Origin of the sequence: Agrococcus sp. HG114 (assembly GCF_024723325.1) — a bacterium.
In the GTDB taxonomy this organism is placed as follows: Bacteria; Actinomycetota; Actinomycetes; order Actinomycetales; family Microbacteriaceae; genus Agrococcus.
This window is the reverse complement of the sequence record NZ_JANQCH010000044.1, coordinates 1-16984: the sequence shown is the minus strand read 5'-3', so window position 1 is coordinate 16984 and position 16984 is coordinate 1. Positions and strand designations below refer to the sequence as shown.

Below are 16984 nucleotides of genomic sequence, written 5' to 3'. Positions count from 1 at the left end.
TCGCGCGGCTGCGCGACACGGGCTTCGAGGTGGGCGAGCACGAGCGCGCGTGGCTCGAGCGCCAGCTGCAGTCGGCGGTCCGCGAGCGGATGCCGGTGCGCCTGACCGTGACGACCTCGGCGGAGCCCGTCGACATCGAGCTCGTGCCGCTCGCCGTCGCGAACGGCCGCCTGCGGGCGCGCGACGCGAACCGCGACGTCGAGCGCACCCTGCCGCTCAGCGCCATCACGCGCGTCGCGGGCCTCGGCGCGGTCGGCTGAGCGGCCGGTAGGCTCGAAGGCTATGACTCTCGGGCCCCTCATCGTCCAGTCCGACCGGACCGTGCTGCTCGAGGTCGCCCACCCCGACGCGGCGGCGGCCCGGCAGGCGCTCCAGGTCTTCGCCGAGCTCGAGCGCGCGCCCGAGCACATCCACACCTACCGCGTCACGCGGCTGGGGCTGTGGAACGCGCGCGCGGCCGGCCACACCGCCGACGAGATCATCGGCACCCTCGACCGGCACGCGAAGTTCCCCGTCCCCGCCGGCGTCGCCCAGGACATCCGCGAGACCATCGGCCGCTACGGCCGGCTCGTGATCGAGCGCGACGACGAGGGCCTCGTGCTGCGCAGCCAGGACCGCCCGGTGCTCGAGGAGGTGCGCCGCTCGAGGAAGATCGCGCCCCTGCTCGGCGGCCCCGCGGGCGACGGCATCCGGGTCGTCGACTGGGCGCGCGGCGAGCTCAAGCAGGAGCTCGTGAAGCTCGGCTGGCCCGCCGAGGACCTCGCGGGCTACACCCCGGGCACCCCGCTCGAGATCGACCTCGTCGAGGACGGCTGGAGCATGCGGCCCTACCAGGCGGATGCGGTGACGCACTTCGCCGAGGCCGGCTCCGGGGTCGTCGTGCTCCCGTGCGGCGCGGGCAAGACGATCGTCGGTGCTGCGGCGATGGCCGCGACCGACACGACGACGCTCATCCTCGTGACGAACACCGTCTCGGCCCGGCAGTGGCGGGCCGAGCTGCTCGCGCGCACGAGCCTCACCGAGGAGGAGATCGGCGAGTACTCGGGGCAGTCGAAGGAGATCAAGCCCGTCACGATCGCGACGTACCAGATCCTCACGGTCAAGCGCGGCGGCGAGTACGCGCACCTCGGCGTGCTCGACGCGCTCGACTGGGGCCTCATCGTCTACGACGAGGTGCACCTGCTGCCCGCTCCCGTGTTCAAGCTCACCGCCGACCTGCAGGCGCGCCGCCGCCTCGGCCTCACCGCGACGCTCGTGCGCGAGGACGGCCGCGAGTCGGACGTCTTCAGCCTCATCGGACCGAAGCGGTTCGACGCGCCGTGGAAGGAGATCGAGCAGCAGGGCTTCATCGCGCCGGCCGAGTGCTTCGAGGTGCGCATCGACCTCGACGAGGACGAGCGGCTCGAGTACGCCGCCGCGAGCGACCGCGACCGATACCGCATCGCCGCGTCGAGCCCCCGCAAGGTCGACACCGTGCGGCGCGTGCTCGCGCAGCACCCCGACGAGCCGACGCTCGTGATCGGCCAGTACCTCGACCAGCTCGACGAGCTCTCGGCCGCCCTCGGCGCGCCGCTCATCACGGGCGAGACGCCGGTCTCCGAGCGCGAGGAGCTGTTCCAGGCCTTCCGCACCGGCAAGGAGCGCGTGCTCGTCGTCTCGAAGGTCGCGAACTTCTCGGTCGACCTGCCGGACGCGTCGCTCGCGGTGCAGGTGTCGGGGTCGTTCGGCTCGCGGCAGGAGGAGGCGCAGCGCCTCGGCCGCCTGCTGCGCCCGAAGGGGGGCCGCTCGGCCAGCTTCTACACGATCGTCGCGCGCGACACCGTCGACCAGGAGTTCGCGCTCGGGCGGCAGCGCTTCCTCGCCGAGCAGGGCTACGCCTACACGATCCTCGACGAGCACGAGCTCGGCCTCGCCGACCGCGCGGCGGTCTGAGCGCGTCCCGGTGACTCTCAGTCAGCGTTCAGGAGACGACCAGAGGATTGTCACCATGACCGAGCCGAACGCCAAAGTCCTCGTCGTCGACGACGAGCCGCACATCCGTGACCTGCTGACGACGAGCCTGCGCTTCGCCGGCTTCGACGTGCGCGCCGTCGGCGCGGGCGCCGCCGCGATCTCCGCCGTGCTCGAGGAGGAGCCCGACCTGATCCTCCTCGACGTCATGCTCCCCGACATCAACGGCTTCGGCGTGACCAAGCGCCTGCGCGCATCCGGCTTCACCGCCCCCATCCTGTTCCTCACCGCGAAGGACGACACCGAGGACAAGATCAACGGCCTCACGGTCGGCGGCGACGACTACGTCACGAAGCCGTTCTCGCTCGACGAGATCATCGCGCGCATCAAGGCGATCCTGCGGCGCACGATGGCCGAGGCCGACGACGCGACGCTGCACGTCGGCGACCTCGCGATGAACCAGGACACCCACGAGGTGACCGTGCGCGGCGAGGAGATCGAGCTCTCCCCCACCGAGTTCAAGCTGCTGCGCTACCTCATGCTCAACGCGAACCGCGTGCTCTCGAAGGCGCAGATCCTCGACCACGTGTGGGAGTACGACTTCAACGGCGACGTGGGCATCGTCGAGTCGTACATCTCCTACCTGCGCCGCAAGATCGACGACGGCTCGAGCGAGCCCATGATCGTGACGAAGCGCGGGTTCGGCTACATGCTGAAGTCCCCGAAGGCGTAGGTGCGCCAGGCGCTGATCCGCCTGCTCGGCCGCATGTCGCTGGCCGGGCGGATCAGTGCACTCACCGTCGTGGTGATGGCGCTCGGCCTCGTGCTCGCGGGCATCGGCACGCTCAGCATCATCCGCGACGCGCAGGTCGCCGACGTCGACGTCGAGATCGAGCAGGCGATGCAGGCGTTCGCGAGCGAGCCGGTCACGCGATCCGACTCGCCCGAGCAGTGCGACCTCGCGCAGCGGATGCCGAACACGTACTACTTGGGCGTGGCGGACGCGACGGGCCAGATCATCTGCGACAACAAGCTGCCGAGCCCGGGCAACCCCGACGTCTCGACGCTCTCGCTCGCGACCTTCGCGCAGGAGCGCACCCCGTTCGTGCTGCCCTCGATCGACGACCAGTCGACGTGGCGCGCGCTCGTGACGCCCACGACGGTCGAGTCGACGGGCGAGCTGCTCATCTCGATCGTCGCGGTCGACCTGCAGCGGCTCGAGCAGACGACCACGACGTTCATGCTCGTCTTCGCCGGCTTCTCGGTGCTCGCGGTCGTGCTCGGCGCGGCCCTCACGCGCATCCTCGCGGTCTCGACGCTGCGCGGCCTCCGCAACGTCGCGAAGCAGGCGCAGCGCTTCGCCGACGGCGACTACGACACGCGGCTCACGACCGAGCACCCCCGCACCGAGGTCGGCTCGCTCCAGCGCTCGCTCAACAGCATGCTCGACCGCATCGAGGCGGCGATCGAGGCCCGCGACGAGTCGGTCAAGCAGATGCGCCAGTTCGTCGGCGACGCGAGCCACGAGCTGCGCACGCCGCTCGTGTCGGTGCGCGGCTACGCCGAGCTCTACCGCATGGGCGCGATCGCCCGCCCCGAGGACGTCGCGAGCGCGATGGAGCGCATCGAGAGCGAGGCGAAGCGCATGGCCCGCCTCGTCGAGGACCTCCTGCAGCTCGCGCGGCTCGACGAGCGGCGCCCGCTCGACCTGCAGCCGCTCGACCTCGTGCCGCTCGTGAACGACGCGGCGTCCGACACGCGCGTCGGGGCGCCCGACCGCCACGTGCAGGTGCTCCCGATCGACGCGGATGCGATGGGTCCGGTGGAGGACGAGGACGACGCGACGCCCGACGCGATCTTCACGCCGCCGCCGCTCACGCCGCCGGCGATCGTGCTCGGCGACGAGCACACGCTGCGGCAGGTGATCTCGAACCTCATCGGCAACGCGCTGCGGTACACGCCCGAGGGCTCCCCGATCGAGCTCGCGGTGGGCGTCGCCACCCGGCGGCGCCGCGCGATCGTCATGGTGATCGACCACGGCCCCGGGGTGCCGCCGGAGGCGCGCAAGAAGGTGTTCGAGCGCTTCTACCGCACCGACGACTCCCGCGCCCGCGAGACGGGCGGCTCGGGCCTCGGGCTCGCGATCGTGCGCGGCATCGTGCGCGCGCACGGCGGCCGCATCGACGTCGTCGAGACCCCGGGCGGCGGCGCGACGTTCCGCATCGCGATCCCGCTCGCCCCCGACGAGGCGGTCATGGCGCTCAGCCACCGGCTGCGCCCGGAGGGCACGCCCAACACGATCACGCGCGACCATCCACAGGCGCGCGCCGCCTCCCGCTCCTGACCCCGCGCATCCGTCTACCGTCGGGCCCCGAGCGCGGATGCTCCGCGCGGGATCGAGGGGATCATGAGCAGGTACGTCGTCGATGGCGACGCCATCCACGGCGCGCACATCTCGGTGCGCGGCACCGCGTCGCGGCTGCAGTCCGAGGTCGCGGCGATGCACGCGCAGCTGCAGGCGCTGCAGGACTCCTGGAGCGGGCAGGCGTCCGTCGCGTTCCAGGGCGTGCTGCAGGAGTGGCGGGCGACGCAGCTGCGCGTCGAGGAGTCGCTCGCGAGCATCAACGAGGCGCTCGCGATGGCGGGCCGCCAGTACGACGAGGTCGAGCAGGGCAACACGCGCCTCTTCGCCGGCTGAGCGGGCTCGGCGACGGCGAAGGGCCCCAGCTGTGCAGCTGGGGCCCTTCGACTCGGGGGACTCCTTAGAAGTCCATGCCACCCGTCGGGTCGGCCGGCATCGGCGCGGCCTTCTCGGGCTTGTCGGCGACGACGGCCTCGGTCGTGAGGAAGAGGCCGGCGATCGACGCGGCGTTGGCGAGCGCGGAGCGCGTGACCTTCACCGGGTCGGCGATGCCCGCGGCGAGCATGTCGACGTACTCGCCCGACGCGGCGTTGAGGCCGTGGCCGACCTCGAGGCCGCGCACCTTCTCGGCGACGACGCCCGGCTCGAGGCCGGCGTTCGCGGCGATCTGCTTCAGCGGAGCGTCGACCGCGACGCGGACGATGTTCGCGCCCGTCGCCTCGTCGCCCGCGAGCTCGAGGCCCTCGAACGCGGTCTTCGCGGCCTGGATGAGCGCGACGCCACCACCGGCGACGATGCCCTCCTCGACGGCGGCCTTCGCGTTGCGGACGGCGTCCTCGATGCGGTGCTTGCGCTCCTTGAGCTCGACCTCGGTCGCGGCACCCGCCTTGATGACGGCCACGCCGCCGGCGAGCTTCGCGAGGCGCTCCTGGAGCTTCTCGCGGTCGTAGTCGCTGTCGGTGTTCTCGATCTCCTGGCGGATCTGGCGCACGCGGCCCGCGATGGCGTCGGCCTCGCCGGCACCCTCGACGATCGTCGTCTCGTCCTTCGTGATGACGACCTTGCGCGCGCGGCCGAGCAGGTCGAGCGTCGCGTTCTCGAGCTTGAGGCCGACCTCCTCGGAGATCACCTGGCCGCCCGTGAGGATCGCCATGTCGGCGAGCATGGCCTTGCGGCGGTCGCCGAAGCCCGGGGCCTTGACGGCGACCGACTTGAAGATGCCGCGGATCTTGTTGACGACGAGCGTCGCGAGCGCCTCGCCCTCGACGTCCTCGGCGATGATGACGAGCTGCTTGCCCGCCTGGATCACCTTGTCGACGATCGGCAGCAGGTCCTTGATGTTCGAGATCTTCGAGTTGACGATCAGGATGTACGGGTCCTCGAAGACCGTCTCCTGGCGCTCGGCGTCGGTGACGAAGTACTGCGACAGGAAGCCCTTGTCGAAGCGCATGCCCTCGGTGAGCTCGAGCTCGGTGCCGAAGGTGTTCGACTCCTCGACGGTGACGACGCCCTCCTTGCCGACCTTGTCGATGGCCTCGGCGATGAGCGCGCCGATCTCCTCGTCGGCGGCCGAGATCGAGGCGGTGGCGGCGATCTCCTCCTTGGTCTCGACCTCCTTCGCGTTGGCGAGCAGCTGCTCGCTCACGGCGGCGGCGGCCTTCTCGATGCCGCGCTTGAGGCTGATGGGGTCGGCGCCGGCGGCGACGTTGCGGAGGCCCTCGCGGACCAGCGCCTGCGCGAGCACCGTGGCCGTCGTCGTGCCGTCACCGGCGACGTCGTCGGTCTTCTTCGCGACCTCCTTGACGAGCTCGGCCCCGATCTTCTCGTACGGGTCCTCGAGCTCGATCTCCTTGGCGATCGAGACGCCGTCGTTCGTGATGGTGGGGGCGCCCCACTTCTTCTCGAGCACGACGTTGCGGCCGCGCGGGCCGAGGGTCACCTTCACCGCGTCGGCGAGCGTGTTGAGTCCACGCTCCAGCCCGCGACGGGCCTCCTCGTTGAATGCGATCATCTTTGCCATTGCAGTTCGTCCCTCCTGGACGCTGTGGACGTTCAACTGGCACTCCGACCAAGGGAGTGCCAGTACCCAAGTCTGGCACTCTCACCAGTCGAGTGCAAGCCGCGTCAGGGGGCGGTGGGCGTGGGCGAGTGCGACACGTCGCCGTCGTGCCGCGGCTCGACGCTCGGGGCCGTGCCGACCGCATCCGTGCCGAGCACGATCGTGATGGGCGTGCCGCTCAAGCGGCCGTCCGACTGGCGCGCCTCGCCCACGCCGATGCCCTGCGCGAGGCCGCGCGCGACGGGCGCGAGCTCGGGCGCGTCGTACCAGACGACGGTGCGCTGCGCGTCGCCGCCGGTGCTCGCGCCGGTCGCGACCACGCTCCAGCCCGCGTCGGCGAGGGCCTGGCCGACGCCGGCCGCGAAGCCGCGCTCGCCCGTCTGGTCGAGGACGGTGATGGATGCGTCGGTGCCGGGATCGACCTGGCCCGGGTCGGAGACGACCTCCGGCTCATCGGTCGCGACCTGGGTCGGCGCGGTCGCCTGCGGCCGCAGCCGGTCGAGCAGGAACAGGCCCGCGGCGGTGAGGACCACGACTGCGGCGAGGGCGCCGAGCAGGATGGCCCAGCGCGGCGCGCGCGGCGACGACGCCGAGCGATGCGCGCCGACGCGCTGCGTCGGGCTCATCGGCCCTCGCGCAGCCGCAGCAGCCGCCGCACGAGCATCGGGTCGTGGCGCAACGCCTCCGGGGTCTCGAGCAGGCCGTCGAGCACCTGGTAGTAGCGCGTCGTCGTCCAGCCGAACTCCGCGCGGATCGCGCGCGCCTTCGCGCCGCCGTGGCTCGTCCAGCCGGCCTCGAAGTCGAGCACCCGGCGGATGCGCTCCTCGCGCGCTGCGGCGAGGTCGAGCGCGGGCGTGTCAGCGCCGGATGCCGCCGGCGTCGTGACCGTGGCGAGCGAGTCCGCCGCCGCGAACGCGAGGGCCGCCGCCTCGTCGGCGGAGCCCGCCGGGCGGGGTCGCGGCTCGATGGGCATGCGATCGATCCTAGAGCCGGGTCGGGTTCCGCCCGCCGCGAAACACGCGCGTGCGGGCGTACCCTGGATGCCATGACCGATCGCATCGAACGCTCCGAGTCCGAGTGGCGCGAGGCGCTCTCGCCCGACGCCTACCGCGTGCTGCGCGAGGCCGGCACCGAGCGGCCGTGGACGGGCGCGCTGCTCGACGAGCAGCGCCAGGGCGTCTACGCGTGCGGCGCGTGCGGCAACGAGCTCTTCGACGACGAGACGAAGTTCGACTCCGGCTGCGGCTGGCCCAGCTTCTTCGACGCGCGCGAGGACGCGGTCGAGCTCATCGAGGACCGCTCGCTCGGCATGGTGCGCACCGAGGTGCGCTGCGCGAAGTGCGGCAGCCACCTGGGCCACGTGTTCAAGGACGCGCCGCAGACCCCGACGGGCGACCGCTTCTGCATGAACTCGCTCGCGATGACGTTCACGCCCGAGTCGTGACCGCCGTCCGCGCACGGCCGGCGACGACGGCGCGGGACATCCTGAGCCGAAGCTGACCGGTCCGGGAAGATCGATCGGCCCGAGCGACTCGTCGAGCGCGCATGCGGCTCGGGCACGCGCTCAGCCCCATCGAGCTTCCGGCCCAGCCGACCCGTTGCGCTCGCCTCGCGTCAGACCGCGCGGATCGCGCGCGCGGGCCGGCGGATCGCCGAGACCGCGACCGCCGCGATCGTGAGCGCGGCGCCGATGAGCGACCACACCGTCACGGGGTGGCCGGCCGGCACGAGCCAGTCGAGCAGCAGCGACGCGACGACCTGCCCGCAGATGACGCCGAGCCCCATGGTGAGCACGCCGAGGTGGTGCACGGCGATCGACATCAGGTAGATGAACACGATGCCGAGGACGCCGCCCACGTAGAGCCACGGCTCCGCCGGCAGTGGCCGAGCGGTGACGCCGGCGAGCGCCTGGATGCCGACGATGATCGCGAGCGCGACGGTGCCGACGAGGAAGTTCGACACCGTCTGCGCGATCGCCGAGCGCGCGTGGCGCTGCACGAGCCCGCCGAACGCCTGCTGGAACGACTGCAGGAGCCCCGCGACGAACGGCAGCACGACGAGCCAGGCGCCGTCGATCGCGCCGGCGCCCGCGAGGGCGATGCCGACCGCGACGAGCGCGAGCAGCGCCCCGAGCACGCGGGGCGCGGTGATCGGCTTCCTCGCGAGGCCGCCGAAGCCGGCGCGGTCGACGGCGAGCGCGCTCGTGGTCTGGCCCGCGACGACGCCGACCGTGTAGAGGGCGACGCCCGTCGTGCCGACCACGAGTCCCTGCGTCGCGACGAGGAACGCGCCGAGGAGACCGGTCGACGCGTACCACCACGGCATCGAGCCGTCGCGGATCACGCCCACGAGCCGGCGCACGCCCGCGCGCGAGCCGGGCGAGACGAGCAGGATGACGCCGAGCAGCGCGAGCCCGACGGCGAACGAGACGAGCGCGGCGAGCATGCCGTGCTCGAGCCGGGCCCCGAGCTCGCCGTTGACGCGGCTCTGCACCGCGAGGCCCGCGCCGGCGGCGACCGATGCGAGCAGCCAGAGGATGCCGCTCACGCGAGGGCCCGCGGCCCGCCGGTCGAGGTGCACGCGCGCGAGGGTCTCACCGGGCAAGCCTAGAATGGCTGGGCGCCGCGGGCGAATCCGCGCCGCGCCTCCTTAGCTCAGTGGTAGAGCAACGCTCTTGTAAAGCGTAGGTCGTCAGTTCGATCCTGACAGGGGGCTCGAGCGCCGGCCCGCTCACGATCCGACCGTCAGCGCCCCGCGGGCTGCCCGATGAACGCGGCGAGCGCGGCGGGGTCGCTCACGTCGCCCGCGAACGCCTGCCCGTCGACGAGCACCGTCGGCACGCCGCGGAGCGGCTCGGCGCCCTGCAGCGGCTGCTCGATCGCGCGCACGGTCGCCTGACGCACCCACCACGCGAAGCGGCCCTCGGCGATGCACGTGCCGACGTCGTCGCCGTCGGCGCCGTGCTCGGCGGCGAGCGCCGCGGCCGAGGCCGCGTCGAACGGCTGCCCCTGCAGCTCGGCGACGAGCGCCGTCTGGAACGACCGGTACGCGTCGGGCGCGGCATCGGCGACGCACGCGAGCGCGTTCGCGCCGAGCGTCGAGGCGTAGCCGTTCGCGATCGAGTCGCTGAGCGAGACGGGCAGGTACGCGACGCGCGCGCCGCCCTCGTCGGCGAGCGCCGAGAGCTGCTCGCCGCTCGCGCTCAGCAGCCGGTCGCAGTACTCGCACGCCGGGTCGATGACCACGAGCACGTCGGGCGTCCCGGATGCGGCGGGCAGCGGCTCGGGGTCGCCCTGCGCCGGCACGGGGTCGGCCTCGACCACGCCGTCGGCGTCGAACGCGATGGCGTCGGCCATGTTGGCGGGGCCGTCGGCGGGCGCGAGCGTCACCACCTGACCGCCGAGCTCCTGCTGGATCGTCTCGATGTCGGGGTCGCGGATGACCCAGCGGTCGGACACGAGCACGGTCTGCTCGCGGAGCTGCCGCTCGGTCGCGATCGCGAGCGCCTCGTCGGGGCTCCCGGCGAGGATGAGCTCGGTGTCGGCGCCGCACGTCGCGACGACGGGCGCGTCGTCGCTGTCGCGGTACTGCTCGACGAGCTCGTCGCACTGCCCTCCCGCGTCGAGGTAGGCGGCGCCGAGCTCGCCGATCGTCGTGATCGGCGGCGGGGGCGATGCGGCGCACCCTGCCAGCAGCGCGAGCGCGACGAGCGCGCCCCCGGCCGGCAGGGTACGCACGGGCTCAGCCCTCGCTCGGGGCGGGCGACTCGGTCGGCGCCTCGGTCGACTCGGTGAGCGAGCCGGCCGTCGCGGTCACGAACGCCTGGAAGCCGGCCGCGTCGCCGGGCGAGCCCGGGAAGAGCTCGCCGTTGACGAGCACGGTCGGCGTGCGGTCGGCGACGACGCCGTCGGTGCCGGGCAGCGGCTCGCTGCCGGCGAGGATCGTGGCGTCCTCGGCCCAGCCCATGAAGCGGCCCTCGGTGATGCAGTCGGCGAGGCCGCCCGCCGTGTCGATCCCGGCGCCCTCGGCGACGTCGACGATCTCGTCGTTCGAGAGGCCCGCGGTCTGCTCGGCGGGCTGGTTCTCGTACATCGCCTTGTTGAAGTCCCAGAACTGGTCGGGGGCGTACTCGGCGACGCAGGCTCCGGCCGACGCCGAGCGCGTCGAGTACTTCGTGCCGAGGAAGAAGCGGTCGAGGATCGAGATCGGGTGGATCTCCACCGTCGCGGCTCCGGAGGAGACGAGCTGCTCGAGCGTCGCCCGGTTGGCCTCCTCGAACGCCTTGCAGGCGGGGCAGCCGAAGTCCTGGTAGATGCGGATCTGGATGATGTCGTCGCGCTCAGGCGTCGGCGTGGGCTCCCCCTCGGGCGGCGTCGCGGCGGTGCGCTCGGCGACGAAGTCCTGGCCGAGCACGATGCCGTTGCTCGCCATGTTCTCCGGGCCGGGGCCCGCCGGCCGGATGCTGTTCACGATGACGACCGCGACGATCGCCACGATGGCGACCGCGGCCACGATGATGCCGCCGATCGTGAGCCCCTTGCGCAGCTGCTCCTTCTTGCGGCGCTCCTCCTGCATCTTGCGCGCCTGCTCGCGGGCCTGCGCGCGACGCTCGTTCTTCGTCAGCTTGTCGGTCATGCGTCCTGTCCTGGGTCGGCCGTGCAACGGCGGGGGCGCGGCTGGGAGTGCGCCGTCTTCTAGGGTATCGCGAGCCGATCGTGCGAGGATGGCGGCGCGGGCGGCGACGCTCGTCCTCACCACGACGGATCGTCCGGCACGTACCTGCCGGTGGAAAAGGAGATGACAATGGCGTCTGTCACATTCGACAAGGCCACGCGCGTCTATCCCGGGGGCACGCGCCCCGCGGTCGACGCGATCGACCTCGAGATCGGCGACGGGGAGTTCCTCGTGCTCGTCGGCCCCTCGGGCTGCGGCAAGTCCACGACCCTGCGCATGCTCGCGGGCCTCGAGGAGGTCAACGACGGCCGCATCCTCATCGGAGATCGAGAGGTCACCGACATGCCGCCCAAGGACCGCGACATCGCGATGGTCTTCCAGAACTACGCGCTCTACCCGCACATGACGGTCGCCGAGAACATGGGCTTCGCGCTCAAGATCGCCGGCGTCGCCAAGGAGGAGCGCGCGAAGCGCGTCGAGGAGGCGGCGAAGCTGCTCGACCTCGGCGACTACCTCGGCCGCAAGCCGAAGGCGCTCTCCGGCGGTCAGCGCCAGCGCGTCGCGATGGGCCGCGCGATCGTGCGCCAGCCGCAGGTGTTCCTCATGGACGAGCCGCTGTCGAACCTCGACGCGAAGCTGCGCGTGCAGACCCGCACCCAGATCGCGTCGCTGCAGCGCCGCCTCGGCGTCACGACCGTGTACGTCACGCACGACCAGACCGAGGCGCTCACGATGGGCGACCGCATCGCGGTGCTCAAGGACGGCGTGCTCCAGCAGGTCGGCACGCCGCGCGAGCTCTACGGCGAGCCCGCGAACCAGTTCGTCGCCGGCTTCATCGGCAGCCCCGCCATGAACCTCATGCAGCTGCCGGTCACCGAGGAGGGCATCCACTTCGGCCCGCACGTCACGCCCATCCCGCGCGAGAAGATCGCCGCGGCGAAGGGCCACATCGTCGTCGGCGTCCGTCCCGAGGACGTCTCGGTCGCCGAGCAGGGCGGCGACGGCCTGCCGGTGCTCGTCGACCTCGTCGAGGAGCTCGGCGCCGACGGCTACCTCTACGGGCACGCGGATGTCGAGGGCCGCCGCGTCGACATCGTCGCGCGCGTCGACGGGCGCACGCACGCGTCGCTCGGCGACACGGTGTACATCACGCCCGACCCGCAGCACCTCCACCTGTTCGACTCCGACAGCGGCCGGCGCCTCTGAGCGCTCGGACCGGACGGCCCCGCCCGCACGGCGGGGCCGTCGCCGTCGGCGCAGAGCCCACCCGCGCGCGCCCGGCGCGCGGGACCTACCATGGCGGCATGCGCTCGGATCTGCGCATCACCTCCGCGGTGATGGACGCGACCCTGCTCGACCTGCCGTGGGACCTCCCGCTCGAGCAGTGGACCGAGACCGACGTCGTGCAGCTGCCGAAGGGCATCTCGCGCCACCTCGTGCGCTTCGCCCGGCTCGGCGGCCGCGTGGTCGCGATCAAGGAGACGACGCCCGAGATGGCGGCGCGCGAGTACGCGATGCTGCGCACGCTGCAGCGCCTCGACGTGCCGTGCGTCGAACCGCTCGCCGTGATCGCCGACCGGGTCGACGCCGACGGCGAGCCGCTCGCGGCCGCGCTCGTCACGCGCCACCTGCGCTTCTCGCTCCCCTACCGGGCCCTCTACTCGTCGTCGCTCCGCGCGCCGACCGCCCAGCGGCTCGTCGACGCCCTCGCCGGCCTCCTCGTGCGGCTGCACCTCGTCGGCTTCTACTGGGGCGACGTGTCGCTGTCGAACACGCTCTTCCGTCGCGACGCGGGCGCGTTCGCCGCCTACCTCGTCGACGCCGAGACCGGCACGCTCGTGCCGGAGGGCCTCTCGGACGGCCGGCGCGAGGACGACCTCGAGATCGCCCGCGTCAACATCGCCGGCGAGCTGCTCGACCTCGCCGCGGGCGACCGGCTCGACGAGAGCATCGACCCCGTGCAGGTCGCCGGCTCGATCGTCGAGCAGTACCGCTCCCTCTGGCACGAGCTGCACACCGACGAGGTGCTGCCCGCCGATGAGCGCTGGCGCATCGCCGCCCGCATCGAGCGGCTCAACCTGCTCGGCTACGACGTGGGCGAGCTCGCGATCCGCACGGGCGACGGCGGCACGACCGTGCGCATCCAGCCCAAGGTCGTCGACCCGGGCCACCACCACCGCCGCCTCCAGTCGCTCACGGGCATCGACGCGCAGGAGAACCAGGCGCGGCGCCTGCTGAACGACCTCGACGAGTACGTCGCGACGCAGCACGACCTGCGCCCGGGCGCCGGCGAGGAGGCGCTCGCCAACGAGTGGTTCGAGCGCGTGTTCTCGCCCATCGTCGAGTCGGTGCCGATCGAGCTGCGCGGCAAGCTCGAGCGCGCGGAGGTCTTCCACGAGGTGCTCGAGCACCGCTGGTTCCTCTCCGAGAAGGAGCAGCGGGCCGTGCCGCTCGCCGAGGCGGCCGAGCGCTACATCGCGACGCAGCTCGCGTTCCGGCGCGACGAGGCGGCGCTGCTCGACATCCCCGTCACCATGACGATGCCGATCGTGACCGTGCAGCACCTGCTCGACGACGAGGAGGACGCCGGCGACTGGCGCGACCGCGTCTAGCCCACCCGGCTCAGCTCTAGTGCTCCAGCGCGCGGCGCTTCGCGACCTCGTAGAGGGTGACGGATGCGGCGATGCCGGCGTTGAGGGACTCGGTCGCCGCCGAGATGGGGATCGACACGATCGCGTCGCACGTGTCGGCGACGAGCCGCGAGAGCCCCTTGCCCTCGCTGCCGACGACGATCACGAGCGGCCCGTCGGCGAGGTCGAGCTCGTGGAGCGGCACGTCGCCGTCGCCGTCGAGCCCGATGACGAACACGCCCTGCGACTTGAGCTCCTTGAGCGTCGTCGTGAGGTTCGTGGCCATCGCGACCGGCACGCGCGCGGCGGCGCCCGCGCTCGTCTTCCACGCCGACGCGGTCACGCCGACCGAGCGGCGCTGCGGCACGATGACGCCCTGCGCGCCGAACGCCGCGGCCGAGCGGATGATCGCGCCGAGGTTGCGCGGGTCGGTGACGCCGTCGAGCGCGAGCAGCAGCGGCGTCTGCTGCCGGTCGAGGATCGTCTCGAGCAGCTCGATCGGGTGGGCGTACTGGTAGGGCGGCACCTTGAGCGCGACGCCCTGGTGCACGGCGTCGTGCCCGGAGATGCGGTCGAGCTCGGGCCGCATGACCTCGAGCACCGGCAGTCCGCGCTTGTTCGCGATCGAGAGGATCTCCTTCACGCGCTCGTCCATCTCGAGCCGCGCGGCGAGGATGAGCGTCGTGGCGGGCACCTTCGTGCGCAGCGCCTCGAGCACCGAGTTGCGGCCGGTGACGAGCTCCGAGTCGTCCTTCGCCGACGAGGGCTTGCGGTGCCGGGGCGGCTCGGGCCGGCGGCCCTTCGCGGCCGCGGTCTCGAAGCGCTCGCGCGCGGCCTTCCGCTTGCCCGCGACGTGCCAGGAGCGGTCCTCGGCCTTCGGCGTGGGGCCCTTGCCCTCGAGGGCCTTGCGACCGTGGCCGCCCGTGCCCTTCTGCGGGCCCTTCTTGCGGGCCGAGCGCTGCGGCTTGCTCATGAGATGCTCCAGGTGGTGGTGTCCTTGCCGTCCTCGACGGCGATGCCCGCGGCGGCGAGCGCATCGCGGATGCGGTCGGAGGCGGCGAAGTCCTTCTGCGCCCGGGCCTCGCGGCGCTCCGCGAGCAGCGACTCGACGATGCTCGCGAGCGCGTCGGCCTCGGCCGACCCCTCAGCCTGCCACACCTCCGCCGCGGGATCGAGCCCGAGCACCCGCAGCATCGCCCGGACGCGCCCCGCGCGCTCGAGGGCGGCGTCGCGGTCGCCCGCGTCGAGGGCGGCGTTCGCGGCCCGGGTGACCTCGTGCAGCACCGCGACCGCCTGCGGGGTCGCGAGGTCGTCGTCCATGGCCGCGCCGAACGCATCCGGCACCTCGGCCTCGGGCAGCTCGCCGAGGCGCGCGGCCCGGTCGAGCATCGCCTCGATGCGGCCGAACGCCGCGTCGGCCTCGGCGAGCGAGCCGCCCTCGAGGCTGCCGCCCGCGGTGCGCAGGTCGATCGTCGAGCGGTAGTGCGGGGCGAGCAGGAAGTAGCGCACGACGATCGGGCGCACGGCGCGCAGCAGGTCGGCGGCGAAGATCGAGTTGCCGAGCGACTTCGACATCTTCTCGCCGTCGACGTTGACGAGCCCGTTGTGGTTCCAGACGCTCGCGAACGGCAGGCCCGCGGCGGTCGACTGCGCGAGCTCGTTCTCGTGGTGCGGGAACCGCAGGTCGAGGCCGCCGCCATGGATGTCGAACGCGTCGCCGAGATAGCGCCGCGCCATCGCCGAGCACTCGATGTGCCAGCCCGGGCGGCCGCGGCCCCACGGCGAGGGCCACGACGCCGAGCCGGGCTCCTCGGGCTTCTGCGCCTTCCAGAGCGCGAAGTCGCGCGGGTCGCGCTTGCCGCGCGGGTCGGCGTCCGCGGCCGGCTCCATGCGGTCGATCGACTGGCGGGTGAGCGCGCCGTACTCGGGCCACGAGCGCACGTCGAAGTAGACGTCGGCCGAGCCGTCGAGCGCTGGGTACGCGTGGCCGCGCTCGATGAGCTCGGCGATGAGCGCGTGCATCTCGATGACGGATGCGGTGGCCCGCGGCTCGTACGTGGGCGCGGCGACGCCGACGGCCCGGTAGGCGGCGGTGAACTCGAGCTCGACGCGGTACGCGAGCGCCCACCACGGCTCGGCGACCGCGTTCACGAGCACCTTGTCGTCGATGTCGGTCACGTTGCGCACGAACGTCACGCGGTGGCCGCGGTGCTCGAGCCAGCGGCGCCACACGTCGTACGCGACGGCGCTGCGCACGTGGCCGATGTGCGGCGACGACTGCACCGTCGGGCCGCACACGTACATCGAGACCTCGCCTGCCTTGAGCGGCTGCAGGTCGACGATCGCCTGCTGCTTCGAGTCGTAGATGCGCACGGTCACGCGTGCCAGGCTACTGGGCCGCTCCTGGCGGGGGAGGAGGTCAGCGGCGGATGAGCGCGGTCGCGATCGCCTGCACGCCCTCGCCGCGGCCGATCGCGCCGAGGCCGTCGGTCGTCGTGCCGCTCACGCTCACCGGCGCGCCGAGCATGGCGCTCAACGCCGCCTGCGCCTCGTCGCGGCGGGTGCCGATGCGCGGCCGCACGCCGAGCACCTGCACCGCGACGTTCACGGGCGCCCACCCCTCGGCCCCGAGCCGCTCGAGCGCGGCACGCACGAAGACACCGCCGCTCGCGCCCGCGTACTGCGGATCGTCGACGCCGACGAGCCCGCCGATGTCGCCGAGCCCCGCGGCGCCGAGCAGCGCGTCGACGATCGCGTGGCACACCGCGTCGCCGTCGGAGTGGCCGGCGAGTCCCTGGCCCTCCCACTCGAGGCCCGCGAGCATGAGCGGCCTGTCGCCGCCGAACGCGTGCACGTCGACCCCGATGCCGGTGCGCAGCTCAGGCACGCCGCTCCCCTCCGGCGCGAGCAGCGCCTCCGCGCGGTCGGCATCCGCCGCCGTCGTGATCTTGAACGCGAGCTCGTCGCCGTGCACCGAGACGACCTCGGCGCCGAGCGCCTGCACGAGCTGCGCATCGTCGGTCGCGGTCTCGCGCGCCGCTCCCGCCGCGGCGTACGCGCGCCGCAGGAGCGCCGCGTCGAACCCCTGCGGCGTCTGCATCGCGCGGAGGCCCGAGCGGTCGACGATCGCGCCGAGCGCCTCCACCGCGTCAGCCCCGCCCGAGCCCGCCGGACCCTCGACCGCCCGCACGGTGTCGACGACCGGGAGCACCGGCACGACGGCGACGGCGCCGGCGGCGAGCGCGCCGAGCACGCGGGAGAACGGCGTCGCGGGGGTCAGCGCGCGAGCCGCGTCGTGCACGAGCACGA

The 16984-nt window shown here is 72.9% G+C and carries 16 protein-coding genes, 1 tRNA gene and 1 pseudogene; 9 read left to right on the top strand and 9 right to left on the bottom strand.

What is annotated here, in order from left to right; genetic code table 11:
- The 5 genes and pseudogenes from NWP09_RS06395 to NWP09_RS06375 all read left to right on the top strand — a co-directional run.
- Positions 1–260 (top strand): annotated as a pseudogene (locus NWP09_RS06395) (hypothetical protein); the annotation flags it as partial.
- 22 nt (positions 261–282) lie between these two features.
- Positions 283–1932, top strand: a complete 1650-nt coding sequence (locus NWP09_RS06390) for a DNA repair helicase XPB (RefSeq protein ID WP_258274700.1) — start codon at positions 283–285, stop codon at positions 1930–1932.
- Between the two features lie 55 nt (positions 1933–1987).
- Positions 1988–2683: a response regulator transcription factor gene (locus NWP09_RS06385; RefSeq protein ID WP_258274699.1), complete on the top strand. Its 696-nt coding sequence runs from the start codon at positions 1988–1990 to the stop codon at positions 2681–2683.
- Positions 2684–4294: a cell wall metabolism sensor histidine kinase WalK gene (locus tag NWP09_RS06380; protein ID WP_258274698.1), complete on the top strand. Its 1611-nt coding sequence runs from the start codon at positions 2684–2686 to the stop codon at positions 4292–4294.
- Between the two features lie 63 nt (positions 4295–4357).
- Positions 4358–4648: a WXG100 family type VII secretion target gene (locus tag NWP09_RS06375; RefSeq protein ID WP_258274697.1), complete on the top strand. Its 291-nt coding sequence runs from the start codon at positions 4358–4360 to the stop codon at positions 4646–4648.
- 64 nt (positions 4649–4712) lie between these two features.
- Here the strand turns inward: NWP09_RS06375 and groL are convergent, their stop codons facing one another.
- From groL to NWP09_RS06360, 3 genes are all read right to left on the bottom strand, one after another.
- Positions 4713–6332, bottom strand: a complete 1620-nt coding sequence (groL, locus tag NWP09_RS06370) for a chaperonin GroEL (RefSeq protein ID WP_258274696.1) — start codon at positions 6330–6332, stop codon at positions 4713–4715.
- A gap of 104 nt (positions 6333–6436) precedes the next feature.
- The gene (locus NWP09_RS06365; protein ID WP_258274695.1) at positions 6437–6997 is read right to left on the bottom strand and encodes a LytR C-terminal domain-containing protein; all 561 of its coding nucleotides are present in this window, start codon (positions 6995–6997) and stop codon (positions 6437–6439) included.
- Positions 6994–7344, bottom strand: a complete 351-nt coding sequence (locus NWP09_RS06360) for a DUF3263 domain-containing protein (RefSeq protein ID WP_258274694.1) — start codon at positions 7342–7344, stop codon at positions 6994–6996. The genes NWP09_RS06365 and NWP09_RS06360 overlap by 4 nt, the downstream gene beginning before the upstream one ends.
- Positions 7345–7416: 72 nt before the next feature.
- On the opposite strand from NWP09_RS06360, the gene msrB reads away from it, so the two are divergent.
- A complete protein-coding gene (msrB, locus tag NWP09_RS06355; RefSeq protein WP_258274693.1) occupies positions 7417–7815 on the top strand; it encodes a peptide-methionine (R)-S-oxide reductase MsrB in 399 nt (132 codons plus the stop codon).
- A gap of 170 nt (positions 7816–7985) precedes the next feature.
- On the opposite strand, the gene NWP09_RS06350 is transcribed toward msrB, so the two are convergent.
- Positions 7986–8975: a DMT family transporter gene (locus NWP09_RS06350; protein WP_258274692.1), complete on the bottom strand. Its 990-nt coding sequence runs from the start codon at positions 8973–8975 to the stop codon at positions 7986–7988.
- Between the two features lie 39 nt (positions 8976–9014).
- Between NWP09_RS06350 and NWP09_RS06345 the strand changes: the two genes are divergently transcribed.
- A tRNA-Thr gene (locus NWP09_RS06345) sits at positions 9015–9086 on the top strand.
- 29 nt (positions 9087–9115) lie between these two features.
- Here the strand turns inward: NWP09_RS06345 and NWP09_RS06340 are convergent.
- Both NWP09_RS06340 and NWP09_RS06335 read right to left on the bottom strand, forming a co-directional pair.
- Positions 9116–10108, bottom strand: coding sequence for a thioredoxin domain-containing protein (locus NWP09_RS06340; RefSeq protein WP_258274691.1), 993 nt, complete (start codon positions 10106–10108; stop codon positions 9116–9118).
- A gap of 4 nt (positions 10109–10112) precedes the next feature.
- On the bottom strand, positions 10113–11006 hold the full coding sequence (locus NWP09_RS06335) for a DsbA family protein (protein WP_258274690.1): 894 nt from the start codon (positions 11004–11006) through the stop codon (positions 10113–10115).
- 168 nt (positions 11007–11174) lie between these two features.
- On the opposite strand from NWP09_RS06335, the gene NWP09_RS06330 reads away from it, so the two are divergent.
- Both NWP09_RS06330 and NWP09_RS06325 read left to right on the top strand, forming a co-directional pair.
- Complete coding sequence (locus NWP09_RS06330) at positions 11175–12251, top strand: ABC transporter ATP-binding protein (RefSeq protein ID WP_258274689.1); 1077 nt, start codon at positions 11175–11177, stop codon at positions 12249–12251.
- A gap of 98 nt (positions 12252–12349) precedes the next feature.
- Positions 12350–13657 (top strand): DUF4032 domain-containing protein, encoded by a 1308-nt coding sequence (locus NWP09_RS06325; RefSeq protein ID WP_258274688.1) that lies wholly within the window; start codon positions 12350–12352, stop codon positions 13655–13657.
- A gap of 16 nt (positions 13658–13673) precedes the next feature.
- On the opposite strand, the gene rlmB is transcribed toward NWP09_RS06325, so the two are convergent.
- The 3 genes from rlmB to ispF all read right to left on the bottom strand — a co-directional run.
- On the bottom strand, positions 13674–14648 hold the full coding sequence (gene rlmB / locus NWP09_RS06320; RefSeq protein ID WP_258274687.1) for a 23S rRNA (guanosine(2251)-2'-O)-methyltransferase RlmB: 975 nt from the start codon (positions 14646–14648) through the stop codon (positions 13674–13676).
- On the bottom strand, positions 14645–16054 hold the full coding sequence (gene cysS, locus NWP09_RS06315; protein WP_258274686.1) for a cysteine--tRNA ligase: 1410 nt from the start codon (positions 16052–16054) through the stop codon (positions 14645–14647). The genes rlmB and cysS overlap by 4 nt, the downstream gene beginning before the upstream one ends.
- 40 nt (positions 16055–16094) lie before the next feature.
- Positions 16095–16984, bottom strand: an 890-nt coding sequence (gene ispF / locus NWP09_RS06310; RefSeq protein WP_258274685.1) for a 2-C-methyl-D-erythritol 2,4-cyclodiphosphate synthase, incomplete at its 5' end; no start/stop codon positions are given.

Excerpts from the sequence above, each read along its gene's own strand:
- NWP09_RS06390 (WP_258274700.1), top strand. The coding sequence starts at position 283 with ATGACTCTCGGGCCCCTCATCGTCCAGTCCGACCGGACCGTGCTGCTC.
- NWP09_RS06385 (WP_258274699.1), top strand. The coding sequence starts at position 1,988 with ATGACCGAGCCGAACGCCAAAGTCCTCGTCGTCGACGACGAGCCGCAC.
- NWP09_RS06375 (WP_258274697.1), top strand. The coding sequence starts at position 4,358 with ATGAGCAGGTACGTCGTCGATGGCGACGCCATCCACGGCGCGCACATC.
- groL (WP_258274696.1), bottom strand. The coding sequence starts at position 6,332 with ATGGCAAAGATGATCGCATTCAACGAGGAGGCCCGTCGCGGGCTGGAG.
- NWP09_RS06365 (WP_258274695.1), bottom strand. The coding sequence starts at position 6,997 with ATGAGCCCGACGCAGCGCGTCGGCGCGCATCGCTCGGCGTCGTCGCCG.
- NWP09_RS06360 (WP_258274694.1), bottom strand. The coding sequence starts at position 7,344 with ATGCCCATCGAGCCGCGACCCCGCCCGGCGGGCTCCGCCGACGAGGCG.
- msrB (WP_258274693.1), top strand. The coding sequence starts at position 7,417 with ATGACCGATCGCATCGAACGCTCCGAGTCCGAGTGGCGCGAGGCGCTC.
- NWP09_RS06335 (WP_258274690.1), bottom strand. The coding sequence starts at position 11,006 with ATGACCGACAAGCTGACGAAGAACGAGCGTCGCGCGCAGGCCCGCGAG.
- NWP09_RS06330 (WP_258274689.1), top strand. The coding sequence starts at position 11,175 with ATGGCGTCTGTCACATTCGACAAGGCCACGCGCGTCTATCCCGGGGGC.
- NWP09_RS06325 (WP_258274688.1), top strand. The coding sequence starts at position 12,350 with ATGCGCTCGGATCTGCGCATCACCTCCGCGGTGATGGACGCGACCCTG.
- rlmB (WP_258274687.1), bottom strand. The coding sequence starts at position 14,648 with ATGAGCAAGCCGCAGCGCTCGGCCCGCAAGAAGGGCCCGCAGAAGGGC.